The following is a 23645-nucleotide window of genomic DNA, read 5'->3' on the forward strand; positions in this document are numbered from 1 at the left end:
GGGCGCTGTGCGGGGTCTTGATCATGCCTGTTCTGCTCGTGTCGCGGCCTTGTGGCCTGTTCTATGGCCCGGACCCTGCCGCGCGACCGTGGCGCCAGTGGGGAGACATTCGGCACGCTTGCGGGCCTTTTCGCGCCACGCCTGACACATTCCGCGCGCCCGCGGGCACGAAAAAAGGGCGCCCCGACGGGGGCGCCCTTCGAATTTTCGCTGATACCCGAATGGGTTAGCAGCTGTAGTACATCTTGTACTCGATCGGGTGCGGGGTGTGCTCGAACTCGTAGACTTCTTCCCACTTGAGCTCGAGGTAGCCCTCGATCTGGTCCTTGGTGAAGACGTCGCCGGCCAGCAGGAAGTCGTGGTCGTCGGCCAGCGATTCCAGCGCCTCGCGCAGCGAGCCGCAGACCGTCGGGATGCCCTGCAGCTCTTCCGGCGGAAGATCGTACAGGTTCTTGTCCGAGGACGGGCCCGGGTCGATCTTGTTCTTGATGCCGTCGAGGCCGGCCATCAGGAGAGCGGCGAAGCACAGGTAGGGGTTCGCGGCCGGGTCCGGGAAGCGGGCTTCCACGCGCTTGGCCTTCGGCGATTCCGTCCACGGGATCCGCACGCAGCCCGAACGGTTGCGGGCCGAGTAGGCGCGCAGGACCGGGGCTTCGAAGCCCGGGATCAGGCGCTTGTAGGAGTTGGTCGACGGGTTGGTGAAGGCGTTCAGCGTCTTGGCGTGCTTCAGGATGCCGCCAATGAAGTAGAGCGCCTCCTGGCTCAGGTCGGCGTACTTGTCACCGGCGAAGAGCGGCTTGTTGTCCTTCCAGATCGACATGTTCACGTGCATGCCGGACCCGTTGTCGCCCTTGATCGGCTTCGGCATGAAGGTCGCCGAACGGCCATAGGACAGGGCCACGTTGTGGATGACGTACTTGTACTTCTGAAGCTCGTCGGCCTGCTTGGTCAGCGAGTCGAAGATCAGGCCCAGCTCGTGCTGGGTCGTCGCGACCTCGTGGTGGTGCTTGTCCACCTTCATGCCGATCATCTTCATCGTGGTCAGCATTTCCGAGCGGATGTCCTGGCCGTCATCGGACGGGTTCACCGGGAAGTAGCCGCCCTTGTAGTCGGGGCGATGGCCCAGGTTGCCCATCTCGAAGTCGGTGTCGGTGTTCCAGGCGGCGCCGTCGGCGTCGATCTCGTAGCCGACCTTGTTCGGGGCGACCGAGTATTTCACGTCGTCGAACAGGAAGAATTCGGCTTCCGGGCCGAAGAACGCGGCGTCGCCGATGCCCGAGGACTTCAGGTAGGCTTCGGCCTTCTCGGCGGTGCCGCGCGGGTCGCGCTCGTAGGGTTCGCCGGTGTCGGGCTCGACGATCGAGCAGTGCACGGCGAGCGTCTTCTCGGCGTAGAACGGGTCGATGTACACGCTTTCGGAATCGGGCATGAGTTTCATGTCCGAGGCTTCGATCGACTTCCAGCCGGCGACGGACGAACCGTCGAACATGAAGCCTTCTTCGAGGAAGTCTTCGTCGACCTGGTCGGACATCACGGTCACGTGCTGCAGCTTGCCGCGCGGATCGGTGAAGCGGATGTCGACGTAGGCGATATCCTCGTCCTTGATGAGTTTGAGAACGTCAGCGTTGCTCATAGTGGTTCTCTTTCCCCTGTGTTGAGTTGTTGAGAAATTCAGCGGGTTAGATGGCGTCGTGGCCGGTTTCGCCGGTGCGGATGCGGATCGTCTGCTCGACGGGCGAGACGAAGATCTTGCCGTCGCCGATCTTGTCGGTCTTGGCGGCGCCGACGATGGCCTCGATGGCGCTGTCGACCTGATCGGTGGGAAGCACCACTTCGATCTTCACTTTCGGCAGGAAATCCACGACGTATTCGGCACCGCGGTAGAGCTCCGTGTGCCCTTTCTGCCGACCGAAGCCCTTCACCTCGATCACCGAAAGACCTTGTACGCCGATCTCCTGGAGCGCTTCTTTCACTTCGTCGAGCTTGAAGGGTTTGATGATGGCTTCGATTTTTTTCATGGGCTCCCCCTCCGGAAATCAGGTTCGACGCCCACTGACCACTTCTCACTGTGGGCGACAATTGGATAGGCTCGGGGTAAACCAAGCGCGGAGCGGATTCCAGTGCAGTTGCACAATATTTGTGCAATCTGCTCCATCTCCGGGCGATCTGCAAACAATACGGGCGCCTGCCATGTACGAGACCCTGACCGCTGCCCAAATGCGCGCCATCGAAGCCGAGGCGATCGAGGCCGGTTCGGTCACCGGACTCACGCTCATGGAACGGGCCGGGCAGGGCGTGGTGGACGCGATCCGCGCACGCTGGCCGGACCGTGCGGCCGCGCCGGGGCGTGCGCTCGTTCTGGCGGGGCCGGGCAACAACGGGGGCGACGGGTTCGTCATCGCCCGGCTGCTGAAGACGGCCGGATGGCAGGTCGACCTGTTCCTCTTCGGCAGTCCCGAGAAGCTGCCGCCGGATGCGAAGGCGAACGCGCAGCGCTGGTCGGAGCTGGGCGAGACGCATGACCTCGAACAGGCGCTGGAGCGCGGCCTCGACGTCGCGCGCTACGAGCTCGCCATCGATGCGCTTTTCGGCACCGGGCTCACGCGCCCCGTTGCCCTGCCGCTGCCCGACCTCTCCGATGGGCCGGCTGTCGTCGCGGTGGACATTCCCACGGGGCTCTGCGCCGACTCGGGCCGCCGGATCGGGCAGGGCGCGCTGATGCGTGCCGACCTCACGGTGACCTTCCACGCCCGCAAGCTGGGCCATGTTCTGGCAGAGGGGCCGGCCGCCTGCGGCGCGCTTGTGGTCCACGACATAGGCCTGCCGTCGGGCGGCGGGGAGACCGGGCTCGTCACCCCCGACCCGCGGGCGTTTCAGAAACACCAGGGCCACAAGTACGGCCACGGCCACGCGCTGGTCCTTTCCGGTCCGGCGACCCGCACGGGCGCCGCCCGCCTGGCCGCGCGGGCCGCGCTGCGCGTGGGGGCGGGCCTGGTCACGCTGGGCGCGCCACGCGACGCGATGGCAGAATGCGCGGCGCAGCTCACCGCGATCATGCTCAGGGACGTGGAAGACGGCGCGGCCCTCACCGAGATGCTCGGCGACGACCGTCTGAACGCGCTCGCGCTCGGCCCCGGCCTTGGTCCCGACCGCGCCCGCGACCTCGCCATCGCCGCGCTGGAGGCGCGGCGCGCCACCGTCCTGGACGCCGACGCGCTCACGGCCTTCGCGGACGACCCCGACGCGCTCTTCGCGCAGCTTCACCCGGCCTGCGTGCTCACGCCGCACGGGGGCGAGTTCGCGCGGCTCTTCCCGGACCTTGCCGACAGGCTTTCTGCGCCTGCGGAACGCGGCCCGGCCTATTCCAAGCTCGATGCCACGCGCGAGGCGGCGGCGCGGGCCGGGTGCACCGTGCTATACAAGGGGATGGACACCGTGATCGCGTCCCAAACCGGGGCCGCGCGCATCCATTGCGCCGCCTATGACCGCGCGGCGCCCTGGCTTGCCACCGCCGGGGCGGGTGACGTTCTGACGGGGCTCATCGCGGGTCTCCTCGCGCGGGGTCTCTTCCCGCTCACGGCCGCCTCGCAGGCCGCCTGGCTGCATGTCGAGGCCGCGCGCCGCTTCGGCCCCGGCCTCATCGCCGAGGACCTTCCCGAAACCCTCCCGGCAGTCCTGCGCGCTCAGGGCGCATGATCTTTCCGATCCCGTTCACGCCGGGATTGCGGGGGCAACGCCCCCGCCCGGGTCGCCTGCGTCAGCGGACGATCGCCCTCAGGTCTTCATCTTGCAGGTCGAGATGCCCAGCACCGAATAGATCGCGCACCATCCGGTCACCCCGGTGAAAAGTGCCACGACCCCCACGACAAGGGCCACCCATCCCAGCGTGGTGCCCTGGTAGGCGATGAAGACACCGACAAGGATGACACCCAGCGCCACCCGGATGATCCGGTCCAGCGATCCCTCATTGGTCTTGAACATGAACAGGTCCTTTCCTGAAAACGCCCGCGCGTCTTCAGGATAGCACGATAATTCATGATCCTGCATGTGTTATCTGCGCGCAGGCTCAGCCATGTCCGCGTTTTTCGAACCGGGGCAGCATGGCGGAGAAATCCGTGCCCGCGCCGTCTTCCTGCTCCACGAACCGCGCGTAGAGCTCCATCGCTGCTTCGCCCAGCGGCGTGTCGGCATCGGCGCTCTCGGCGGCCTGCATGGCAAGGCGCAGGTCCTTGAGCATGAGATCGGAGGCGAAGCCCGGCTTGTAGTCGTTGTCGGCGGGGCTTTTCGGTCCGACGCCCGGGGCCGGGCAGTAGGTGTTCATCGACCAGCTCTGGCCGGACGAGGTCGAGACCACGTCGAACATCGCCTGCCGGTCGAGGCCCAGCTTGTCGGCCAGCGCGAAGGCCTCGCAGGTGACGATCATGGTCGCGCCCAGGATCATGTTGTTGCAGATCTTCGCGGCCTGGCCGTTGCCCGAAGGGCCGCAATGCACGGCTTTCTGGCCCATGATGTCGAAGAGCGGCTTGACCTTGTCGAACGCCTCCTCGGAGCCGCCCGCCATGAAAGTGAGCGTGCCGCCGGCCGCGCCGCCGACACCGCCGGAGACGGGCGCGTCGACGGCCAGGAGCCCGGCCTCTATCGCCTGGTCGGCCACGGCGCGCGCGCTGTCCACGTCGACGGTCGAGCAATCGGCGTGGCAGGCGCCCTTGTCCATCACCGGGATGATCTCGGCCGCGACCTTGCGCAGGATGTCGCCGTTGGGGAGCATCGTGATCACCACCTCGGCGCCCTTGGCGGCATCCGCCGCGGTGTCCGCCTTGGTCACGCCCTCGGGCATGGGGGCGGCGAGGTCGAAGCCCGTCACCTCGTGTCCGGCGGCGGCCAGGTTGGCGGCCATCGGGCCGCCCATGTTGCCCAGTCCGATAAATCCGATCTTCATGTCATCCTCCCTCAGATGCTGAGTGCGTCCTCGCCGAGCGGGGCGAGCATGCGGGCCACGTCCTCCTCGCTCACGTCCTCGATGCGCGCGTGGCGCCACTTTGGATCGCGGTCCTTGTCGATGATCTGGGCGCGGATTCCTTCCAGGAAGTCGCCGTGTTCCATCGAGCGGTAGGTGTATTCGTATTCGAAGGCCAGGACCTGGCGCACCGTGTCCACGTTACGTGCGCGCGCGATGTTGGCCAGCGTGCAGCACACCGACAACGGCGAGGCACGGCGCAGCGCCTTGGCGGCGGACTGGCCGAACTCGGTGTCGGCGGCGTCGACCTTGGCGGCGATCTCGACGGGGGTGCCGTCGAAGAGCCGGTCGATCTCTTCCTGCGCGCGCTTGAGGGGCGCCTCGGGCGGGGTGGTCGCGGCCGGGGCCACGAGGCCCGCGTCCCCGGTCTCCTCGAGCTGCGCGATCAGGTCGAGCCAGAACTCGCGCTCGATGTAGTGGTCGGCGAAGCCCGCGTGGATCGCGTCGCCTGCGTTCATGCGCAGGGACGTGGCGCCCAGGTATTCGCCCAGCTTGCCCGGCGCGCGCGACAACAGGTAGGTGCCGCCCACGTCGGGGGCGAGCCCGATGCCGGTTTCGGGCATCGCGACCTGTGTCGTCTCACCCACCACGCGGATGCGGGCATGGCCGCCCACGCCGACCCCGCCGCCCATGACGAAGCCCTGCATGAAGGCGACGATGGGTTTCGGGTATTCCGCGATCTTGGCATTCATCCGGTACTCGTCACGCCAGAACGTGCGGCCGAACGCATAGTCGCCCTTGAGCCCGTGTTCGTACATCGCCTGGATGTCACCGCCCGCGCAGAACGCCTTGTCGCTCTCGGCGTCGATCACCACGAGGTCGACCGCGTCGTCTTCGCGCCAGTCGTCGAGCGCCGCCTCGATGTCGAGGCACATCTGGTAGCTCAGCGAATTCAGCGCCTTGGGGCGGGTCAGGGTGATCCGGCCGGCGCGGCCCATCTTGCGGATGGATACTTCGGTCATATTACCCCCGGTCGGCCAGCATCTGGCGGCTGACGATGAGCCGCATGATCTCGTTCGTGCCCTCGAGGATCTGGTGCACCCGCAGGTCACGCACGATCTTCTCGATCCCGTAGTCGGCCAGGTAGCCGTAGCCGCCGTGAAGCTGGAGGCAGTCATTGGCCACGTCGAAGGCTGCGTCGGTCACGAACATCTTGGCCATCGCGCAGAACTTGGTCGCGTCGCGCGTGCCCTGGTCGAGCTTCCAGGCGGCCTGGCGCAGGAAGGTGCGCGCGGACTGGAGCTTGATCTCGTTCTCGGCAAGCCGGAACTGGAGCGCCTGGAACTGGTCGATGGTCTTTCCGAAGGCCTTGCGCTCGCCCATGTAGGCCAGCGTCATGTCGAGCGCCGCCTGCGCGCCGCCCAAGGCGGACGCCGCGATGTTCAGGCGCCCGCCGTCGAGCCCGGCCATCGCGTAGGAAAAGCCGCGTCCTTCTTCGCCCATGAGGTTCTCGTGCGGCACGAGGCAGTCGTCGAACTGCACCTGCGCGGTGGGCTGGGAACGCCAGCCCATCTTCGACTCGAGCCCGCCGAAGGACAGCCCCGGCGCACCGTCCTCGATCACCATCGCCGAGATCCCCTTGGGGCTGTCGTCGCCGGTGCGCACCATGCTGAGGTAGCAGTCGGAATAGGAGCCGCCGGAGATGAACGCCTTGGTGCCGTTGAGCTTCCAGCCTTCGTTCGTCTTCTCGGCCTTCGTGCGCAGCGCGGCCGCGTCGGAGCCCGAACCGGGTTCGGTCAGGCAATAGGAGAAGACCTTGGTCATCGCGCACAGGTCGGGCAGCCACCGGGCCTTGTCCTCGTCCGTGCCGAACTTGTCGATCATGCCGCCGCACATGTTGTGGATCGACAGGAACGAGCCGACCGAGGGGCAGGACATCGCGAGCGCTTCGAAGACGAGCGTCGCGTCGAGCCGGCTCAGGCCCGAGCCGCCGTGCTCCTCGGAGACGTAGATGCCGCCCAGCCCGAGCTCGGCCACCTTGGGCCACAGATCCTTCGGAATGGTGCCTTGCTGTTCCCATTCCTGGGCATGGGGTGCGATGTTGTCCTGGCCGAAGCCGTGGGCCATTTCGAAAATGGCCTCCTGCTCTTCCGTGAGCGCGAAATCCATCCTCTCCTCCCGGCTGGAAATGAACACTGGTTCAATTGCGGAGTGTGCCAAGACTTTCGCAAAGCACAAGGGTCATTTCCCCAAAGGGCCTTTGCATCAGTGCAAAGCGGTGGGGCCCTCAGAGCCCCTCGTGAAACTCCTCCGTCAGCGACCGGACCACTTCGCGCAAGGCTTCCTCGCGCGTCAGCCCGGCCTCCACGGAGTCGGCGAAGACCCGGCGCTGGCGGGTGGCCGAGGTGCCCTTGGCCAGGATCGCGCGGGCGGCTTCGAGCTCGGTCAGGCATCCCAGCGCCTCGGCGTCCTCGGTGAGCAATTCGATCAGCTCTTCGACGAGGTCGGGCAGGGGGACGATCTCGCGCCGGCCGAAGTCGATCAGGCCCCCCGACGCGCCGTAGCGCTGCGCCATCCAGCGGTTCTCGGAAATCAGGAAATTGTCGTAGATGCGCCAGCGCTGGTTGCGCTCCTTCATGCGCCACAGGTACCGCGCGAGGCTCTGGACGATCGCGGCCAGCGTCAGCGCGGTCTCGATGTCGGGGCAGACATCGCAGATCCGCGTCTCGATCGTGGGAAATTTGGCCGAGGGCCGCAGGTCCCACCAGATCTTCGAGGCGTCCTCGATCAGCTCAAGCTCGACGATGGCATCGACCGTGCGCTGGAACTCCGCCCAGCTCCACAGCTTGGGCGGCAGGCCGGTGCGGGGCAGGTTGTCGAAGACGGTGAGCCGGTAGGAGGCAAGCCCCGTATCCTCACCCTGCCAGTAGGGGGAGGAGGCCGACAGAGCCAGGATGTGGGGCAGGAAGTAGGACAGCTGGTTCATCACGTCGATCCGGTCCTCGGGGTCCGGGATGCCGACGTGGACATGCATGCCGCAGATGAGGAGACGGCGCGCGACACCGCCCAGGTCACGGCGCAGGTCGTTGTAGCGTTCCTTGTCGGTGTGATGCTGGCGCTTCCAGTCCGAGAACGGGTGACAACCGGACGCGATCGGGGCGAGCCCGTGGTCGGCGGCGTGCTTGGCCACCACCTGCCGCAGGTGGCGCAGGTCGTCGCGCGCCTCAGACACGCCCGCGCAGACATGGGTGCCGATCTCGATCTGGCATTGCAGGAATTCGGGGCTGACCTGGTCGTCGAGCTCGTCCTCGCAGGCCGCCATCAGGGCGCGGGGCGGTTCGGCCAGGTCGAAGGTGGCGGTATCGACCAGCAGGTATTCCTCTTCGATACCGATGCTGAAGCTTGGCAGTTCCTTCGCCATCCGCCCCTCCCGATCTCCGACGCTCCAAGCCTGCGCGCAAACGGCATTTGCCGCAAGCCGCGATCACTCGACCGTGGCGAGAAGATCGTCGAAGGAGGTTTCGTTCAGCCCCAGGATCGACAGCGCGTCTTCCTGCGTGGTCTGGAAGGTCACCATGGTCTCGGGAACGCCCTCCCAGGTCTGGGTCATGTGGCGCGCGAGGTCCATCGACGGCCCCGGGCGCACGTAGAAGACCATCATCATCGCCGCATCCTGCCCCACGACGAGTTCACGGGCGGTCGCGGCCTGGAATTTCATCAGGCCCAGGAAATCGCGTTCCCAGTCGGTGATCGGGGACAGGTCGATGAGGTAGCGCTGACCGGCGCGCCGGTCGGGGTCGTTCACGTAGCGGGTCTGGAGCATCTCGGCCTGCGCAAGCGTGGCGACACCGTCGTAGCGCACGTAGACCAGGTTGCGCGCGGCGATGATCCGGTAATGGGCCGGCATGGCTCCCCCTTGAAGAACGAACGCCCGGCGCACCAGATCGGCTGCCGGGCGTCCATGATACCGAAGCGGGGCGTAACCTCCACCCCCGACGAAAGGGTCAGACCAGCCGCACCTGCGTGCCGATCTCGGTCAGCTCGAAGAGCTCGGCGATCTTCTCGTTGTAAAGCCCGATGCAGCCGTCCGACGACCGGCGCCCGATCTTGCGCGTGTCGTGGGTGCCGTGGATCAGGTAGGCCGGCCAGGCCAGGTACATCGCGTGTGTGCCCAGCGGGTTGTCGGGGCCGGCGGGCATGACGTCGGGCAGGTCGGGGAAGCGCTCGTGCATCGAGGGCGTGGGCGTCCAGGTCGGGCCGACCTTCTTGCGCACCACCTCGGTGTAGCCGCGCTTGGTCAGCTCGTCGGTGCGCGGCACGGAGGTCGGGTAGAGCTTGTAGATCGAGGCGTCCGAATTCCAGAAATGCAGCGCGCGCGAAACCGTGTCACAGACGATCGCGCCCTTGCCGAGCGTCTCGAAATGATCGCGCCAGTCCATCGTGCGGAACGAGGAGGCGTTGCGGCGGACCACGGTGTTCGTGGTTTCGTCGTCGGCCCCGACGATCTCGGCCTCGGCCGATTGCGCGCGCAGGATCGCGGGGGCGACGAACGGGAGTGCGGAGGCGGCGGCCAGAAGCCCCCGGCGGGTCAGCGTGCGTGTCATGGTGAAACCTGTATTCTGCCTGTGTCCGCCCGTTCTAGCGCAGGCGCGCCGTCGATCAATTGAACTTTGCGGACGTATCGGCAGGATCAAGCCGATGTGATCAGCTCGCGTCGAGCCAGACGCGGTCCGTCAGGTCGCGCCGGGACATGCCGACGGCACGGATCGCGGCGGGCACCGTGCGGTGGGCCGTCACGGTGATGTTCGGGTCGCGTCGGGTGAGGATCTGGAAGACCATCGAGATCGCCCGCGCCGCCGCCCGCGGCGAGACGAGCGCCAGGTCGAGCGTCGCGGCGTTCGAGCGCGCGAGGCGTTGCAGGTAGGGCAGGAAACGCTGGATGTCCGCGAAGGTGAGGTCGAAGTCGACCACCGGGCTCAGGTCCACGACGCAGCGCATCGTGGCATTGTCGACGGGGTCGTCCAGGAACCGCGAGACCTGGGTGACCATCTCTTCGAGGGTGAGGACGTCGGAGCAGCGCACGAACTGCGCGTGGCTCTGGGGAGAGGTGAAGATGCTGATCGACATGTTCGCGCGCTTTCAAATATCGGTTGCGAACTCGTACCCAACGTCGTTCCGGAAAGAATGCCCGAAAAAAATCCTGCGCCCCGGACGGCCGGGGCGCAGGGTCAGACTACATCGTCAGTCCATCGCTTTGAAAGCGAATTCTCCGCCTTCCTTGATGCCCGAGAACCAGCGCTCGGTCACGGTCTTGGTCCGGGTGTAGAAGCGGAACGCATCGGGGCCGTACTGGTTGAGGTCGCCGAAGGCCGACTTCTTCCAGCCGCCGAAGGTGAAGTAGGACAGCGGAACCGGGATCGGGAAGTTGATGCCCACCATGCCCACGTTCACGCGGCTGGCGAAGTCGCGCGCCGTGTCGCCGTCGGAGGTGAAGATCGCCGTGCCGTTGCCGTACTGGTTCTTCATGACGAGCTCGAGCGCGTCCTCGTAGCTGTCCTTGCGCACGGTCGAGAGCACCGGGCCGAAGATCTCTTCCTGGTAGATGTCCATGTCTTCGGTCACGTTGTCGAAGAGCGTCGGGCCCACGTAGAAGCCGTCCTCGTAGCCCTGGAGCGAGAAGCCGCGGCCGTCCGTGACGAGCGTCGCGCCCTGTTTCTCGCCCGAGGAGATCAGCCCCTCGATCCGCTCCTTGGCCTGCGCGGTGATGACGGGGCCGTAGTCCACGTCCTCTTCCGAGGTGTAGGGACCGACCTTCAGCGCCTCGACCTTGGGGGTGAGCTTTTCGATCAGGCGGTCGGCGGTTTCCTTGCCCACCGGCACCGCGACCGAGATCGCCATGCAGCGTTCGCCGGCCGCGCCGAAGCCCGCCCCGACCAGCGCGTCGGCGGCCTTGTCGAGGTCCGCGTCGGGCATGACGATCATGTGGTTCTTGGCGCCGCCGAAGCACTGGGCGCGCTTGCCGTTGGTGGCCGCGCGGCCATAGATGTACTGCGCGATCGGGGTGGAGCCCACGAAGCCCACGCCCTGGATCGTCTCGTTGTCCAGGATCGCGTCGACCACTTCCTTGTCGCCGTTCACGACCTGGAGCACGCCGTCGGGCAGGCCCGCTTCCTGCAAAAGCTCGGCCAGCATCATCGACGTGGTCGGGCAGCGCTCGGACGGCTTGAGGATCATGGCGTTCCCCGACACCAGCGCGGGGCCCATCTTCCACAGCGGGATCATGGCCGGGAAGTTGAACGGCGTGATGCCCGCGACCACGCCCAGCGGCTGGCGCATGGAGTAGAGGTCGATGCCCGGGCCGCCGGAATCCATGAACTCGCCCTTGAGCATGTTGGGCGCGCCCATGCACACCTCGATCACCTCGAGCCCGCGCTGCACGTCGCCGCGCCCGTCGGGCAGGGTCTTGCCGTGCTCGCGGCTCACCGCCTCGGCCAGCTTGTCCATGTCGCGGTTGATGAGCTCGGCGAATTTCATCATCACGCGCGCCCGGCGCTGCGGGTTGGTCGCGGCCCAGGCTTTCTGTGCTTCGGCGGCCTTCGCGACCGCTTCGTCCAGCTCCGCCGCGCTCGACAGCGCGACCTTGCCCTGGAGCTCGCCCGTGGCGGGGTTGAAGATGTCGCTCGACCGGCTGGAGGCGCTCGCCACCTTCTTGCCGTCGATCCAGTTCGTCACTTCGTACATGGTGATCCTCCTCATAGGTCCTCCCCACAATACTCTTGCAAATTTGCGGCTGAAAGCGGCAACCTTTCAAAACGCATTGCGAAAATGCAATACGGGAGGCAGCGGAGGGGGCGCGGCGTGATGGAACTCGACTGGGACGATCTGAAGATCTTTCTCGCCGTGGCGCGGGGCGAAAGCCTCTCGGCGGCCGGGCGGGTGCTGAAACGCGATCCGGCCACGGTCGGGCGGCGGGTGTCGCGGCTCGAGGAGGTGGTGGGGGCGCCGCTCTTCGCGCGCTCGCCGCAGGGCTACGGGCTCACGGACGCGGGCGCGCGGCTGATGGCCCATGCCGAGGAGGCCGAGCAGGCGGTGACGCGCGGGACCGAGGAGCTCGCGGGCACCACCGGCGGGCTGTCGGGGCAGGTGCGTATCGGCGCGCCGGACGGTTGTGCGAACTTCCTGCTGCCACAGGTCTGCGCCCGGATCGCGGCCGAGCATCCCGAGCTCGAACTTCAGATCGTCGCGCTGCCGCGCGTCATCAACCTGTCCAAGCGCGAGGCCGACCTTGCCATCGCGGTGTCGCCGCCGGCGACCGGGCGGCTGACCGTGCAGAAGATCACCGATTATCACCTGCATTTGGTGGCCGCGCGCGACTACCTCGACCAGAACCCGCCGATCCGGACGCTGGACGATCTCTCGGGCCATTCCATCGTGGGCTACATCCCCGACATGATCTTCGACAAGGAACTCGACTACCTCTCCGAGATCGGGGCCGAGGCGGTGTCGCTCGCCTCCAATTCCGTCTCGGTCCAGCTGGGCTTCCTGCGCGAAGGCGCGGGGCTTGGCATCGCGCATGATTTCGCGCTGCCCTACGCGCCCAACCTCGAAAAGGTGCTGCCCGGCGACGTTTCGCTCACGCGCAGCTTCTACCTCGTGCGGCACGCGGGCGATGCGCGCATCGAACGCATGACGCGGGTGGCCGACATGTTGATGGCGGGGCTCAAGGCCGAGATCGCACGGCTGGAAGGTCTGACTTGACAGCGCGTCGCCGTTGGAGTGACGCTGAACTTGCGCGTCGTGGAGTTAGCGCCAACAAGGAGGAAAACCATGCTCGTCAGCCAGATCCTGAAAGAGAAGGCCACCCAGGGCGTTCTGACGGTGACCAAGGACACCACCGTTGCCGATGCCGCCGCGCTCCTGTCGAAGGAGAAGGTGGGCGCGGTCATCGTGTCGGAGGATGGCGTGCATGTGCAGGGGATCGTCTCGGAGCGCGACATCGTGCGTGAACTGGGCGCCCGTGGCACCGGGTGCCTCACCGACCCCGTGTCGGCGCTCATGACCGAGAAGCTGATCGGCTGCGAACCGGGCGACCGGGCGATTTCGGTGCTTCAGAAGATGACCGAAGGGCGCTTCCGCCACATGCCGGTCATGGAAGGCGACAAGATGGTCGGACTGGTGTCGATCGGCGACGTGGTCAAGGCGCGCCTCGAAGAGCTGAGCCAGCAGGCCGAGTCCCTCAAGTCGATGATCATGGGCTACTGAGCGGCGCGCCGGTCGCGCGCGTCTGCGTGCTCGGCGTGCAAAATCCGCACCGATCCGGTTGCATTTGCCGACGCAATATTGTTGCGTGCGCCGGAATGAGGAGGGCAGGGCATGCGCGTCGCACTTTATCCCGGGACGTTCGATCCCATCACCATCGGCCATATCGACATCATCAAGCGCGCCTGCGCCCTGGTCGACCGGCTTGTCATCGGCGTCGCGATCAACCGCGACAAGGGGCCGATGTTCACGCTTGAGGAGCGCAAGGAGATGGTCGAGGCGGAATGTGCCGCCCTGTCGGCCCAGACGGGAACCGAGATCGTCGCGCACCCGTTCGAGAACCTGCTGATCGACTGCGCCCATGACGTGGGCGCCTCGATCATCGTGCGCGGCCTGCGCGCGGTCACGGATTTCGAGTACGAATACCAGATGGTCGGCATGAACCGGGCGCTCGACAGCTCGGTCGAGACCGTGTTCCTGATGGCCGACCTCAAGCACCAGGCGATCGCCTCGAAGCTGGTCAAGGAAATCGCCCGGCTGGGCGGGGACGTGTCGAAATTCGTCACGCCCGAGGTCAAGGACCAGCTCTACGAAAAGCTTGGCCGGTCCTGAGCGCGGTCAGCCATAGACCGCGCGGCGCGCGATGGTCTTTGCGTCGTAGGGGTTGAGGCCCAGGTCCTCGATCGCAAGCTCCGGCGGCAGCGCGGCCAGGGCCCGGCGGGTGCGGGTGTATTGGGCGCGTTTCGCGAGCGCGGTCCGCAGTTTCGTGTAGGCAGCCATGTCAGCCTCCTGTTCCGTTCGTTTCAGGACGGAACATAGGGATGCTGCGTTGCAGCACAATTGACGGTTAGCGATAACCGCCATGCGGTCGATGCAAAGCGGTCAGAGGGCGCGCGCCACGCCGTGGACGAGCTCGATCACGCGGTCGGGCCGCGTGAGCGGCAGCATGTGACCGGCCCCTTCTACCGTCTCCAGGTGGATATGCGGATAGCGCTCGGCGATGGCCGTGCCCTGTTCGCGGTAGTCGAGGATGCGGTCCTCGGTCCCGTAGAGCACGTGGATCGGGCAGGTGATCTCGTCGTAGCGGTCGGACTGTTTCCGGATCACCTCGTTCACCGCGCAATAGTCACGCGAGGCGTTGAGATAGGCGTTCGGGCGCAGGGACATGAGCCCGCCGCCGGCGACCGCGTAGCCGTCCGGCACCGCCTCGGGCCCGAAGACCTCGGCCAGCGTCTGTTCCGAGTTCCTGGCGCTCGCGGGCACCGCCAGCGTGTGGGCGATGAAGCGACGGCGCCCCGGGTCGGTGACGCCCAGGGGCGCGAAGCTGTCGACGGAGCGGGTGGACCGTTGCAGCAGGGGCGCGACCAGCGCGAGGCCCGCGACCTTGTCCGGTGCGCGCAGGGCGAGCGCGGCGGCGATGGCCCCGCCCAGGGAATGGCCCAGCACGATGGGGCGCTCCAGCCCCAGCGCGTCGATCACCTCTTCGACGTAGCCCGCCTGGTCGTCGATCCGGGCCGACGCGCTTTCGGGGCGGTCGGAATAGCCCATGCCGGGCCGGTCGATGGCGATCACGCGGAAGTCCTTCGACAGCGGTTCGAGCAGCGCCATCGTGAGCGAACGCATCTGCGCCCCCAGTCCGTGCACCATCACGATCGGCTGACCTTCGCCCTTGTCGATGTAGTGAAGCCGGCCCGTGGAGATGTCGAGGAACCGTCCCAACGGGGGCACGGCGGCCTCGGCCCGGGCCGCGAGCGTTCTGGTCTTCTTCTTCTGCACGAGCAGGTAGATCCCGATGCCCGCAAGCGCGAGCAGGACGACGATGACGATAACCTGAAAAACCATGAAAAAACCTCCCCGGCCGAGACTAGGGCGCGGGGAGGTTTTGCGGAACGGCGTTTCGCTATCTCTGACGCGACGTCAGAGGTCTGGCTCAGATGTGCTTGCCGATCTCGGCGGCCGTGTCGAGCATCCGGTTCGAGAAGCCCCACTCGTTGTCGTACCAGCTCAGGATCCGCACGAAATTCCCGTCCATCACCTTGGTCTGGTCGGTGGCGAAGGTGGAACTGTGCGGGTCGTGGTTGAAGTCCATCGAAACGAGCTTGCGGTCGGTGATGCCGAGGATGCCCTTGAGCGGGCCTTCGGCGGCGGCTTTCATGGCCGCGTTGATCTCGTCCACCGTCACGTCTCGGTCGAGCTCGGCGGTCAGGTCGACGCACGACACGTTGGGCGTGGGCACGCGGATCGCGACACCGTCGAGTTTCCCGTTGAGTTCGGGCAGGACGAGCCCCACGGCCTTGGCCGCACCCGTCGAGGTCGGAATCATGCTCATCGCCGCCGCGCGGGCGCGGTAGAGATCCTTGTGCATCGTGTCGAGCGTCGGCTGATCGCCCGTGTAGGAATGGATCGTCGTCATGAACCCGCGCTTCAGGCCGAAGCTGTCCTGCAGGACCTTCGCCACGGGGGCGAGGCAGTTCGTGGTGCACGACGCGTTCGAGACGTGCAGGTCGTCCGAGGTCAGCGTGTCGTGGTTCACGCCGTAGACGATGGTCTTGTCGGCGCCCGAGGAGGGGGCCGAGACCAGGACGCGCGAGGCGCCGTTGTCGAGGTGCACCTTGGCCTTGTCGCCGGTGAAGATGCCGGTGCATTCGAGCACGACGTCGACATCGCCCCAGGGCAGCTCGGCGGGGTCGCGGATCGCCGTGACCTCGATCGGGCCGCGGCCCGCGTCGATGGTCGAGCCCGAGGCGATCACCTCGTTCATGAAACGCCCGTGGACGCTGTCGAACTGGAGGAGGTGGGCGTTGGTCTCCACCGGACCGAGGTCGTTGATCGCGACCACCTCGATATCCGTGCGGCCCTGTTCGTAGAGGGCGCGCAGGACGTTGCGGCCGATGCGGCCAAATCCGTTGATGGCGAGTTTCACGGTCATGGGGTGCTCCCTTGTGCGCGTGTGGCAGGACACGATGCGACATTCTGGACGCTACCGCGGCGTTAACGCTAACATCAACATCATGCGCTGAACGTCAAGGGGTGGCCCGTCTTTTCAGCGCCAGAAGGCCAGCCAGTGGAGGAATTCGAACAGTTCCTTGGCCAGAAACAGCGACGCGCGCCCCGCGTTCACCGCGAAGTCGGCCGCGAAGGCGGCCACGATGAGGACAAAGAGGATCAGCGCAAGCCGGTTCGTCATGCCGGGTTTGTTGCCGATCCGGGGGAGGCGGGCAAGAAAAAAGCCCCGCCGGCGGCGGGGCTTCGATCCGTCTCGGGGCGGCTTGGCTCAGGCCTGGCCCATCGCCGCGGCCACGTCGGCCATGCGCGCCGAGAAGCCCCATTCGTTGTCGTACCAGGCCAGCACGCGCACCGTGCGACCCACGACGCGGGTCTGGTCCGGGGCGAAGATCGAGCTGTACTCGGTGTGGTTGAAGTCGACCGACACCTTGGGCTCGGGGTCGTAGGCCAGCACCTTCTTCATGTTGCCCGCGGCCGCTTCGCGCATGATCTCGTTCACGTCGTCGACGGTCACGTCCTTGCCCGCCTCGAAGGTCAGGTCGATGCACGACACGTTCGGCGTCGGCACGCGCAGCGCGGTGCCGTCGAGCTTGCCGGCGAGTTCGGGGAGCACTTCGCCGAGCGCCTTGGCCGCACCGGTGGTGGTGGGGATCATCGCCATCGCGGCGGCGCGGGCGCGGTAGAGGTCGTCATGGCGGCGGTCCAGCGTGGGCTGGTCGCCGGTGTAGCTGTGGATCGTCGTCATCACGCCGCGCTCGATGCCGATCGCGTCGTTCAGGACCTTGGCGATCGGGGCAAGACCGTTGGTGGTGCACGAGCCGTTCGAGACCATGTAGTCGGACGACGCCAGCATCTCGTCGTTGACGCCGAAGACGATGGTCTTCTGCACGTTCTTGGCGGGGGCCGAGATCAGGACCTTCTTCGCGCCGCGCCCGAGGTGGGCCTTGGCCTTCTCGCCGTCGTTGAACTTGCCGGTGCACTCCAGAACGACGTCGCAGCCGGACCAGTCGAGCTCGTCCATGTCGTAGGTCGACATCATCTCCATCGGGCCGCGGCCCACGTCCATCGTGTTGCCGGCGATCTTGATCTCGTCCGGGTAGCGACCGTGGACGGAGTCGTACTTCAGCAGGTGCGCGGTCGTTTCGAGCGGCCCGGTGGCGTTCACCTTGACCACTTGGATGTCGTTGCGCCCGGATTGCGCGATGTGGGACAGCGTGCAACGCCCGATGCGCCCAAAGCCGTTGATGCCGACGGTGACGGTCATGTCCGATCCCCCTTCACGGTCTCTCATGTCTTGCGCACCACCCGCGCGCCTGTTTCGATGATGCCTGTCCTATACGGACTTGCGCCGGAAGGGGCCACTGAAATTCGTGTTAGCTGACAACATGTTAGCGAAAACATGCGGCAAAACTGGGCGTTAGCGCCAACGCTATCGGTAACGCAGTGTGCGGATGTATGCCGATTGCGCGCGGGGGATTCGCGGCTTGCCTTGGCGGGTGGGTCCACTACGCTCCCCCGGAACAGGAAGCGGAGACAGCATGAGCGGACTTCTGGCGCTACTCGACGACGTGGCGGCGATTGCCAAGGTGGCGGCGACGTCGGTGGACGATATCGCGGCCCAGGCCTTCAAGGCCGGGTCGAAGGCGGCGGGCGCGGTGATCGACGATGCCGCGGTGACGCCCAAGTATCTCACCGGCTTCGACGCGAGCCGCGAGCTGCCCATCGTGGGCAAGATCGCGCTGGGGTCGATTCGCAACAAGCTGATCATCCTGCTGCCCGCGGGGCTGCTGCTGGCCAATTTCGCGCCCTGGCTGATACCGCCGCTGTTGATGCTGGGCGGCGGCTACCTCTGTTTCGAAGGGGCCGAGAAGATCTGGCACGCGCTGTTCCCGGGCGAGCACACGTTCGACGCGGCCGAGCATTCGGTGGGCGACCCGGCCCACCTGGAGACGCAGAAGGTGCAGGGCGCCATCAAGACCGACTTCATCCTCTCCGCCGAGATCATGACCATCGCGCTCTCGGCGCTGCCGGCCTCCACCGTCTGGATGGAGGCCGCCTCTCTCGCGTTGGTGGCGTTGGGGATCACCGTGGCGGTCTATGGTTCCGTTGCGCTGATCGTGAAGGCGGACGACGTGGGCCTGCGCATGGCCACCGCCGGACGGCTCTCGATCACCCGCGCGGCGGGCCGGGGGCTCGTGAAGGGGATGCCGGGGTTCATGAAGCTGCTGACGATCGTGGGCACCGCCGCGATGCTCTGGGTCGGGGGCAACATCATCGTGCACGGGCTGCACGAGATGGGCTGGGACCCGATCTATGACTTCGTGCATCACAACGCGGTCGCGTTGGGCGAGATGGTGGGCCCGGCCTGGCGCGGGACGGTCGAATGGACCGCCACCGCCGCGCAGGACGGCGTCTTGGGTTTCGCGCTGGGGCTCGTGCTGATCCCGATCGGCACGCGCCTCATCGGGCCGGCCATCGCGGCCGTCACCGGCGGCGACAAGGAGGCGCACTGACATGATCATGATCGGGCTCGGGGCGATCTTCGCCTATGTCGTGGCGCTGCCCTTCGTCTTCGCCTACCTCGGCTGGCGCAAGCTGGGACAGAACACGGGCATGGCCGCCGCGCTCATCGCCGCCGCCGTGCTCTTCGTGGGGCAGGGGTTGCTCTTCGGTCCGCTCCAGATGACCGACCGGCTGGGCGTCGACAGCGCGCGCATGGTGATGCTCATCATCGGCACCTTCGGCCTGGTCGCGCTCCTGTGGCGGATGTTCGAGAAACGCGAGGGGCCGGACCCGCGTGGCGAACGCGCGGCGCTGATCTTCGGGCTGGCGACCTACCTTCTGGTGATCGTGTCGATCCCCGCGATCCTGTCGCTCGCCTCCGCCTGATCCGCGGACACGACCAAAAGAAAAAGGGCGCCGCGACGGGCGCCCTTTTCATGTCTCGTCCCGGGGCGATCAGCCCAGCAGGTCGCGGACGGTCTTGGCGACGTTGTCCGCCGTGATGCCCATCTCTTCGTAGATCTTCGGGGCCGGTGCGGAGGCGCCGAAGCTCTCCATGCCCACGAAGGCCTGGCGGGCGTCGCGCCCGCGCTCGCCCAGGAGCCAGCGGTCCCAGCCGCCGGCGCGCAGCGCCGCCTCGATGCCCACGCGCACGGGGCCGGCCGGCAGCACCTTGCGGCGATAGCTTTCGTCCTGCGCCGCGAAGAGCTCCATGCAGGGCATGGAGACGACGCGGGTGCCGATACCGGCTTCCTGCAGGATGTCGCGCGCGGCCATCGCGATCTCGACCTCCGAGCCGGTGGCGATCAGGATCGCCTGGCGCTTGCCCTCGGCCTCGGCCAGCACGTAGGCGCCCTTGGCGGTGAGGTTGGAGTTCTTGTGCTCACGGCGCAGCGTCGGCAGGCCCTGGCGGCTGAGCGCGAGGCAGGACGGGCGGTCCGTCGAGGTCAGCGCCAGTTCCCAGGCTTCGGCCGTCTCGACGGTGTCGCAGGGGCGGAAGGTCCAGGTGTTGGGCGTCGCGCGCCAGATCGCCAGGTGCTCGACCGGCTGGTGCGTCGGGCCGTCTTCGCCGAGCCCGATGGAATCGTGGGTCATCACGTAGGTGACCGGGATGCCCATGAGCGACGACAGGCGGATCGCGCCGCGCGCGTAGTCGGTGAAGCACATGAACGTGCCGCCGTAGGGGCGGATGCCGCCGTGCAGGACGAGCCCGTTCATCGCGGCGGCCATGCCGTGCTCGCGGATGCCGTAATGGACGTAGCGGCCCTTGCGGTTCTTGTCGTCGAAGATGCCCAGGTCCGCGGTCAGCGTGTTGTTGGACCCGGTGAGGTCCGCCGAGCCGCCGATGTTTTCCGGCATGATCGGGTTCACCACCTCGAGCACCATCTCGGAGGCCTTGCGGGTCGCGACCTTCGGCTGTTCTTCGCTGATCTGCTTCTTCAGCGCCTTGATGCGCGCCGACAGCTTCTTCGGCGCCTCGCGGGCGAAGATGCGCGCGATTTCCTTCTGGCGCTGCTCGGAAAGCTCCGAGACGCGGCCTTCCCAGGCCGCGCGATCCTCGGCCCCGCGTTCGCCGATGGCCTTCCACTGGGCGGCCACGGCGTTGGGGATCACGAAGGGCTGGTGCGGCCAGCCATAGGTTTCGCGCAGCTTGGCGATCTCGTCCTCGCCCAGCGGCGAGCCGTGCGCCTTGGCGGTGTCCTGCTTGGAGGACCCGAAGCCGATGTGCGTCTTGCAGTCGATCATCGTGGGCTTCTTCGAGCGCTTCGCCTCGGTCAGCGCGCGGTCGATGTCCTCGGGGTCGTGGCCGTCACAGGCGAGAACCTGCCAACCCGACGCCTGGAAACGCTTCTTCTGATCGGTGATGTCCGACAGTTTCACGTCACCGTCGATGGAGATCGAGTTGTTGTCCCACATCACGATCAGCTTCGAGAGCTTCAGCTTGCCGGCGAGCCCGATGGCTTCCTGGCTGATGCCTTCCATGAGGCAGCCGTCGCCCGCGATGACGTAGGTGTAGTGGTCCTGCACCTTGCGGCCCAGGCGCGCGCGCAGCATTTCCTCGGCCATCGCCATGCCCACGGCGGTCGAGATGCCCTGGCCCAGCGGGCCGGTCGTCGTCTCGATCCCCTCGGCATGGCCGAATTCCGGGTGCCCGGCGGTTTTCGAGCCCCACTGGCGGAAGTTCTCGATCTCCTCGATCGTCATGTCGGCATAGCCGGTCAGGTGCAGAAGCGCGTAGAGCAGCATCGAGCCGTGGCCGGCCGACAGCACGAACCGGTCGCGGTCGGGCCAGTCGGGGCGGGAGGGGTCGAACTTGAGGTGCTTCTCGAAGAGCACGGTCGCCACGTCCGCCATGCCCATCGGCATGCCGGGATGTCCCGAGTTCGCCGCCTGCACGGCGTCGACGGCGAGCATCCGGATCGCGGCGGCTTTCATCCAGTGTTCGGGGTGCGTGTCGCGAAGGGCCTGAAGTTCCACGTGGGCCGTCCTTTTCGTGATGTTTGCGCTCCCGGGTCTCTTAACAGCCATCCCGGCAAGATCAAGCACGCAAGCCAAGTGGTTGAGTGCAAAGGGGGCGCAATCGGCCAAGGCATGGGATAGGATCGGTCCGAGGGCGCGTCACGGGCGATTCGTGGTGAGGTTGCACAACCCGCGGCGCGCAGGCAAAGTCCGCAAAAGGACAATGAAGGACAGGCGGAGCATGAGCGATATTTCCGAGCTTCAGGCGCGCATCGCCAACGCGCTCGACCGGATCGGGTCCGGGATCGAGCACCTGGAACGACCCGCGCCCGAGGAAGCGGCCGGCGACACGGCCGAGGTCGTCGCCCTGCGCACCCAGCTGGAAGAAGAGCGCACGGCGAATGCCCAGCTCGAGGACCGCGTGCGCACGATCAAGGAGAAACAGGATTCCACCGTCGAACGGCTGGCGGGCGAGGTCGACCGGCTGACGCGGCTCCTGGCCACGCAGGAAGAGACCGTCGCGCGGCTCGCGCGGGTGAACGCGGAGCTGCGCTCCAACAACACCGCGCTGCGCGACGCGATTTCCGAAGGGGTGGCCGAACCGCATCTCGTGAACAAGTCGATGATGGCCGAGCTTGACGCCCTGCGCGCGGCACAGGCCGCAGACCGGGCCGAGATCGACGCGGTGCTGGGCGAACTCGACCAGATGATCGACGCGGTCGAACAGGGAGGTGCCGGGGATGCCTGACGTGAAGATCACCATCGGCAACCGCGAATTCGAAGTGGCCTGCGCCGAGGGCGAGGAGCACTTCCTTCAATCGGCCGCCGCGATGCTCGACAACGAGGCCCAGGTGCTGGTCGACCAGATCCGCCACCTGACCGAAAGCCGGATGCTGCTCATGGCCGGGCTGATGCTCGCCGACAAGACCGCCGGCATGGAGGACAACCTCAAGATCGCCGACAAGAAGATCGCGCAGCTCGAGGCCGAACTGGCCGAGGCGCGCGCCGCCGCGAACGAGGCCCCGCCGGGCGTCAGCGACACGCTGTCGGAACTGGCCGCCCGGGCCGAGGCGATCGCCGACCAGGTGGACGGCAAGACCGGCTGAGCGCCCCGAGGGCTCCAGGAAAAGGAAAACGCGCGGAAGGTCGCCCTCCCGCGCGTTTTTTCATGTGCCGTCGCGGCGTCGGGTCAGCCGTTGGCTTCCCGGATCTTCTCCGCCGCGTCCTTGGAATAGGTGATGCCCTGGTCGTCGAACAGCTGGTCGAGCTCGCCCGAGAGCGTCATCTCGGTGATGATGTCGCAGCCGCCCACGAATTCGCCCTTCACGTAGAGCTGCGGGATCGTCGGCCAGTCCGAGTAATCCTTGATGCCCTGGCGGATCGAGTCGTCGGCCAGCACGTTCACGTCGGTGAAGTCGACGCCCATGAAGTTCAGCACGCCGGCCACGCGCGAGGAGAACCCGCACTGCGGCATTTCCTTCGTGCCCTTCATGTAGAGCACCACGTCGTTCGAGGTGACGGTTTCCTTGATGGTCTGTTCTGCGGTCATTGGTCTTTCCTTGTCGCGCCGCTCAGGCGGGCGCCTTGGTGGTCAGGGCAAGCGCGTGCAGGTCGCCGTGCGGGCCATCCATCTTGCCCTTGAGCGAGGCATAGACAGCGCGCTGCTGTTGCACCCGGTTCATCCCCTTGAAACTCTCGTCGATCACCTCGGCCGCCCAATGATTGCCGTCCCCGGCAAGGTCGGTGATGGTGATCTGGGCGTTCGGAAAGCTCTCGCGGATGAGCGCTTCGATTTCCGATCCTTCCATGGCCATGAACACGTGTCTCCCGTCTGATCTTTCCCCAGATGTAGAGGGGGGAGCGGGTGGCCGCAAGGGCAGGTGGCTACACGAAATCGCGCAGTCGGGGCAGGAACGCGGCGAAGCGGGACTGCGCGTCCGAGGCGGTGAAGGCGGCGAGGCGGTCCTCGGTCCACGGCTCTTCGGGCGCGTAGAGCTCGAGCAGCGCCAGGCGCTCTTCCTCGTAGCTGTCGGGCAGGTCGAGACGCTCGGCGGTCAGCAGGAGCTCGATCCCGTCGTGCACCTTGCGCATCGTCGAGAAGGCGTCGAGCATCGGGCCCGTGATGTCGGGGTGACGCCGCCAGGTACGCCCTTCGAAGATTTCCTGTGTCACCCGCTGCCCGGCGCCGCGGCATTCGTAGGTGACGCAGCCCGAAAACCCCTCGTCCTCGAGCCGGCTGTAGATCGAGCAGCCCATGTCGGGTGCGAGGTTGGGGCAGGGCAGCCCCGCCGGCTTGTCGATGGCGAATTCGTCGCCCGCGTCGAAGGCGAGGGCGATGCAGCACAGGGCGGCGCAATTGGCGCAATCGGAGGTCATGTCGGGGATTCGGGCCATGCGCGATATGTGCGCGCGGCGGGCGCGCGAGGCAAGGGGGATGGACGGCACAATGTGCGGGCTGCGC

The 23645-nt window shown here is 66.6% G+C and carries 28 protein-coding genes; 8 read left to right on the forward strand and 20 right to left on the reverse strand.

Annotated elements, in window-relative coordinates:
- Window positions 1–226 precede the first annotated feature (226 nt).
- A complete protein-coding gene (gene glnA / locus GQE99_RS08275) occupies window positions 227–1633 on the reverse strand; it encodes a type I glutamate--ammonia ligase (protein ID WP_161351122.1) in 1407 nt (468 codons plus the stop codon).
- Between the two features lie 46 nt (window positions 1634–1679).
- A complete protein-coding gene (locus GQE99_RS08280; protein WP_161351123.1) occupies window positions 1680–2018 on the reverse strand; it encodes a P-II family nitrogen regulator in 339 nt (112 codons plus the stop codon).
- Window positions 2019–2190: 172 nt separating this feature from the next.
- Between GQE99_RS08280 and GQE99_RS08285 the strand changes: the two genes are divergently transcribed.
- A complete protein-coding gene (locus tag GQE99_RS08285; RefSeq protein WP_161351124.1) occupies window positions 2191–3696 on the forward strand; it encodes an NAD(P)H-hydrate dehydratase in 1506 nt (501 codons plus the stop codon).
- A 78-nt stretch (window positions 3697–3774) separates the two neighbouring features.
- Here GQE99_RS08285 and GQE99_RS08290 read toward each other — a convergent pair whose 3' ends face one another.
- From GQE99_RS08290 to GQE99_RS08330, 9 genes are all read right to left on the reverse strand, one after another.
- Window positions 3775–3981, reverse strand: a complete 207-nt coding sequence (locus tag GQE99_RS08290) for a YgaP family membrane protein (protein WP_161351125.1) — start codon at window positions 3979–3981, stop codon at window positions 3775–3777.
- A gap of 85 nt (window positions 3982–4066) precedes the next feature.
- Entirely contained in the window at window positions 4067–4939 is an 873-nt protein-coding gene (gene mmsB / locus GQE99_RS08295; RefSeq protein WP_161351126.1) for a 3-hydroxyisobutyrate dehydrogenase, read from the reverse strand.
- An 11-nt stretch (window positions 4940–4950) separates the two neighbouring features.
- Entirely contained in the window at window positions 4951–5979 is a 1029-nt protein-coding gene (locus GQE99_RS08300) for an enoyl-CoA hydratase/isomerase family protein (RefSeq protein WP_161351127.1), read from the reverse strand.
- 1 nt (window position 5980) lies between these two features.
- A complete protein-coding gene (locus GQE99_RS08305; RefSeq protein WP_161351128.1) occupies window positions 5981–7126 on the reverse strand; it encodes an acyl-CoA dehydrogenase family protein in 1146 nt (381 codons plus the stop codon).
- A gap of 118 nt (window positions 7127–7244) precedes the next feature.
- Window positions 7245–8378, reverse strand: a complete 1134-nt coding sequence (locus GQE99_RS08310) for a carboxylate-amine ligase (RefSeq protein ID WP_161351129.1) — start codon at window positions 8376–8378, stop codon at window positions 7245–7247.
- A gap of 63 nt (window positions 8379–8441) precedes the next feature.
- Window positions 8442–8864, reverse strand: coding sequence for a hypothetical protein (locus tag GQE99_RS08315; RefSeq protein WP_161351130.1), 423 nt, complete (start codon window positions 8862–8864; stop codon window positions 8442–8444).
- A 97-nt stretch (window positions 8865–8961) separates the two neighbouring features.
- On the reverse strand, window positions 8962–9561 hold the full coding sequence (locus GQE99_RS08320) for a L,D-transpeptidase (protein WP_161351131.1): 600 nt from the start codon (window positions 9559–9561) through the stop codon (window positions 8962–8964).
- A 100-nt stretch (window positions 9562–9661) separates the two neighbouring features.
- Entirely contained in the window at window positions 9662–10084 is a 423-nt protein-coding gene (locus GQE99_RS08325) for a hypothetical protein (protein ID WP_161351132.1), read from the reverse strand.
- A gap of 114 nt (window positions 10085–10198) precedes the next feature.
- Window positions 10199–11698: a CoA-acylating methylmalonate-semialdehyde dehydrogenase gene (locus tag GQE99_RS08330; protein ID WP_161351133.1), complete on the reverse strand. Its 1500-nt coding sequence runs from the start codon at window positions 11696–11698 to the stop codon at window positions 10199–10201.
- Between the two features lie 120 nt (window positions 11699–11818).
- Here GQE99_RS08330 and GQE99_RS08335 point away from each other — a divergent pair, with 120 nt between their 5' ends.
- From GQE99_RS08335 to coaD, 3 genes are all read left to right on the forward strand, one after another.
- Window positions 11819–12715, forward strand: coding sequence for a LysR family transcriptional regulator (locus GQE99_RS08335; protein ID WP_161351134.1), 897 nt, complete (start codon window positions 11819–11821; stop codon window positions 12713–12715).
- A 69-nt stretch (window positions 12716–12784) separates the two neighbouring features.
- Window positions 12785–13219, forward strand: coding sequence for a CBS domain-containing protein (locus tag GQE99_RS08340; RefSeq protein WP_161351135.1), 435 nt, complete (start codon window positions 12785–12787; stop codon window positions 13217–13219).
- Window positions 13220–13330: 111 nt separating this feature from the next.
- A complete protein-coding gene (gene coaD / locus GQE99_RS08345) occupies window positions 13331–13828 on the forward strand; it encodes a pantetheine-phosphate adenylyltransferase (protein ID WP_161351136.1) in 498 nt (165 codons plus the stop codon).
- A gap of 6 nt (window positions 13829–13834) precedes the next feature.
- Here coaD and GQE99_RS21260 read toward each other — a convergent pair whose 3' ends face one another.
- The 5 genes from GQE99_RS21260 to gap (GQE99_RS08365) form a co-directional block, all read right to left on the reverse strand.
- Window positions 13835–13996 (reverse strand): hypothetical protein, encoded by a 162-nt coding sequence (locus GQE99_RS21260; RefSeq protein ID WP_202530621.1) that lies wholly within the window; start codon window positions 13994–13996, stop codon window positions 13835–13837.
- A 102-nt stretch (window positions 13997–14098) separates the two neighbouring features.
- Window positions 14099–15058: an alpha/beta fold hydrolase gene (locus tag GQE99_RS08350; RefSeq protein ID WP_161351137.1), complete on the reverse strand. Its 960-nt coding sequence runs from the start codon at window positions 15056–15058 to the stop codon at window positions 14099–14101.
- An 88-nt stretch (window positions 15059–15146) separates the two neighbouring features.
- Window positions 15147–16145, reverse strand: a complete 999-nt coding sequence (gene gap, locus GQE99_RS08355) for a type I glyceraldehyde-3-phosphate dehydrogenase (protein WP_161351138.1) — start codon at window positions 16143–16145, stop codon at window positions 15147–15149.
- Between the two features lie 114 nt (window positions 16146–16259).
- Entirely contained in the window at window positions 16260–16403 is a 144-nt protein-coding gene (locus GQE99_RS08360; RefSeq protein ID WP_161351139.1) for a glyceraldehyde-3-phosphate dehydrogenase, read from the reverse strand.
- Window positions 16404–16490: 87 nt separating this feature from the next.
- Window positions 16491–17486, reverse strand: a complete 996-nt coding sequence (gene gap / locus GQE99_RS08365; RefSeq protein ID WP_161351140.1) for a type I glyceraldehyde-3-phosphate dehydrogenase — start codon at window positions 17484–17486, stop codon at window positions 16491–16493.
- Window positions 17487–17760: 274 nt separating this feature from the next.
- Here gap (GQE99_RS08365) and GQE99_RS08370 point away from each other — a divergent pair, with 274 nt between their 5' ends.
- Window positions 17761–18735 carry a DUF808 domain-containing protein gene (locus GQE99_RS08370; protein WP_161351141.1) on the forward strand — a complete coding sequence of 325 codons (975 nt, stop codon included), beginning with the start codon at window positions 17761–17763 and terminating at the stop codon, window positions 18733–18735.
- A 1-nt stretch (window position 18736) separates the two neighbouring features.
- Window positions 18737–19111, forward strand: coding sequence for a hypothetical protein (locus GQE99_RS08375; RefSeq protein WP_161351142.1), 375 nt, complete (start codon window positions 18737–18739; stop codon window positions 19109–19111).
- 69 nt (window positions 19112–19180) lie between these two features.
- Here the strand turns inward: GQE99_RS08375 and tkt are convergent, their stop codons facing one another.
- The gene (gene tkt / locus GQE99_RS08380) at window positions 19181–21202 is read right to left on the reverse strand and encodes a transketolase (protein ID WP_161351143.1); all 2022 of its coding nucleotides are present in this window, start codon (window positions 21200–21202) and stop codon (window positions 19181–19183) included.
- Between the two features lie 223 nt (window positions 21203–21425).
- On the opposite strand from tkt, the gene GQE99_RS08385 reads away from it, so the two are divergent.
- Complete coding sequence (locus tag GQE99_RS08385; protein WP_161351144.1) at window positions 21426–21932, forward strand: hypothetical protein; 507 nt, start codon at window positions 21426–21428, stop codon at window positions 21930–21932.
- Entirely contained in the window at window positions 21925–22290 is a 366-nt protein-coding gene (locus tag GQE99_RS08390; RefSeq protein ID WP_161351145.1) for a cell division protein ZapA, read from the forward strand. The genes GQE99_RS08385 and GQE99_RS08390 overlap by 8 nt, the downstream gene beginning before the upstream one ends.
- 83 nt (window positions 22291–22373) lie before the next feature.
- Here the strand turns inward: GQE99_RS08390 and grxD are convergent, their stop codons facing one another.
- The 3 genes from grxD to GQE99_RS08405 all read right to left on the reverse strand — a co-directional run bounded on the left by grxD (window position 22374) and on the right by GQE99_RS08405 (window position 23578).
- Entirely contained in the window at window positions 22374–22733 is a 360-nt protein-coding gene (gene grxD, locus GQE99_RS08395; RefSeq protein WP_161351146.1) for a Grx4 family monothiol glutaredoxin, read from the reverse strand.
- A 22-nt stretch (window positions 22734–22755) separates the two neighbouring features.
- Window positions 22756–22998 carry a BolA/IbaG family iron-sulfur metabolism protein gene (locus tag GQE99_RS08400; RefSeq protein WP_161351147.1) on the reverse strand — a complete coding sequence of 81 codons (243 nt, stop codon included), beginning with the start codon at window positions 22996–22998 and terminating at the stop codon, window positions 22756–22758.
- Between the two features lie 70 nt (window positions 22999–23068).
- On the reverse strand, window positions 23069–23578 hold the full coding sequence (locus GQE99_RS08405) for a hypothetical protein (protein WP_161351148.1): 510 nt from the start codon (window positions 23576–23578) through the stop codon (window positions 23069–23071).
- Between the last annotated feature and the right edge of the window lie 67 nt (window positions 23579–23645).

Source organism: Maritimibacter harenae, from assembly GCF_009882975.1.
GTDB lineage: Bacteria > Pseudomonadota > Alphaproteobacteria > Rhodobacterales > Rhodobacteraceae > Maritimibacter > Maritimibacter harenae.

Bases quoted from the DNA above. Each gene is read 5' to 3' on its own strand.
- GQE99_RS08340 (WP_161351135.1), top strand. From the start codon at position 12,785: ATGCTCGTCAGCCAGATCCTGAAAGAGAAGGCCACCCAGGGCGTTCTG.
- mmsB (WP_161351126.1), bottom strand. From the start codon at position 4,939: ATGAAGATCGGATTTATCGGACTGGGCAACATGGGCGGCCCGATGGCC.
- GQE99_RS08280 (WP_161351123.1), bottom strand. From the start codon at position 2,018: ATGAAAAAAATCGAAGCCATCATCAAACCCTTCAAGCTCGACGAAGTG.
- GQE99_RS08350 (WP_161351137.1), bottom strand. From the start codon at position 15,058: ATGGTTTTTCAGGTTATCGTCATCGTCGTCCTGCTCGCGCTTGCGGGC.
- GQE99_RS08290 (WP_161351125.1), bottom strand. From the start codon at position 3,981: ATGTTCAAGACCAATGAGGGATCGCTGGACCGGATCATCCGGGTGGCG.
- GQE99_RS08285 (WP_161351124.1), top strand. From the start codon at position 2,191: ATGTACGAGACCCTGACCGCTGCCCAAATGCGCGCCATCGAAGCCGAG.
- GQE99_RS08390 (WP_161351145.1), top strand. From the start codon at position 21,925: ATGCCTGACGTGAAGATCACCATCGGCAACCGCGAATTCGAAGTGGCC.
- GQE99_RS08300 (WP_161351127.1), bottom strand. From the start codon at position 5,979: ATGACCGAAGTATCCATCCGCAAGATGGGCCGCGCCGGCCGGATCACC.
- GQE99_RS08325 (WP_161351132.1), bottom strand. From the start codon at position 10,084: ATGTCGATCAGCATCTTCACCTCTCCCCAGAGCCACGCGCAGTTCGTG.
- glnA (WP_161351122.1), bottom strand. From the start codon at position 1,633: ATGAGCAACGCTGACGTTCTCAAACTCATCAAGGACGAGGATATCGCC.
- GQE99_RS08305 (WP_161351128.1), bottom strand. From the start codon at position 7,126: ATGGATTTCGCGCTCACGGAAGAGCAGGAGGCCATTTTCGAAATGGCC.
- GQE99_RS08310 (WP_161351129.1), bottom strand. From the start codon at position 8,378: ATGGCGAAGGAACTGCCAAGCTTCAGCATCGGTATCGAAGAGGAATAC.
- GQE99_RS08375 (WP_161351142.1), top strand. From the start codon at position 18,737: ATGATCATGATCGGGCTCGGGGCGATCTTCGCCTATGTCGTGGCGCTG.
- GQE99_RS08400 (WP_161351147.1), bottom strand. From the start codon at position 22,998: ATGGCCATGGAAGGATCGGAAATCGAAGCGCTCATCCGCGAGAGCTTT.
- GQE99_RS08315 (WP_161351130.1), bottom strand. From the start codon at position 8,864: ATGCCGGCCCATTACCGGATCATCGCCGCGCGCAACCTGGTCTACGTG.
- GQE99_RS08360 (WP_161351139.1), bottom strand. From the start codon at position 16,403: ATGACGAACCGGCTTGCGCTGATCCTCTTTGTCCTCATCGTGGCCGCC.
- GQE99_RS08320 (WP_161351131.1), bottom strand. From the start codon at position 9,561: ATGACACGCACGCTGACCCGCCGGGGGCTTCTGGCCGCCGCCTCCGCA.
- coaD (WP_161351136.1), top strand. From the start codon at position 13,331: ATGCGCGTCGCACTTTATCCCGGGACGTTCGATCCCATCACCATCGGC.
- GQE99_RS08370 (WP_161351141.1), top strand. From the start codon at position 17,761: ATGAGCGGACTTCTGGCGCTACTCGACGACGTGGCGGCGATTGCCAAG.
- GQE99_RS08385 (WP_161351144.1), top strand. From the start codon at position 21,426: ATGAGCGATATTTCCGAGCTTCAGGCGCGCATCGCCAACGCGCTCGAC.
- gap (WP_161351138.1), bottom strand. From the start codon at position 16,145: ATGACCGTGAAACTCGCCATCAACGGATTTGGCCGCATCGGCCGCAAC.
- GQE99_RS21260 (WP_202530621.1), bottom strand. From the start codon at position 13,996: ATGGCTGCCTACACGAAACTGCGGACCGCGCTCGCGAAACGCGCCCAA.
- gap (WP_161351140.1), bottom strand. From the start codon at position 17,486: ATGACCGTCACCGTCGGCATCAACGGCTTTGGGCGCATCGGGCGTTGC.
- GQE99_RS08335 (WP_161351134.1), top strand. From the start codon at position 11,819: ATGGAACTCGACTGGGACGATCTGAAGATCTTTCTCGCCGTGGCGCGG.
- grxD (WP_161351146.1), bottom strand. From the start codon at position 22,733: ATGACCGCAGAACAGACCATCAAGGAAACCGTCACCTCGAACGACGTG.
- GQE99_RS08330 (WP_161351133.1), bottom strand. From the start codon at position 11,698: ATGTACGAAGTGACGAACTGGATCGACGGCAAGAAGGTGGCGAGCGCC.
- GQE99_RS08405 (WP_161351148.1), bottom strand. From the start codon at position 23,578: ATGGCCCGAATCCCCGACATGACCTCCGATTGCGCCAATTGCGCCGCC.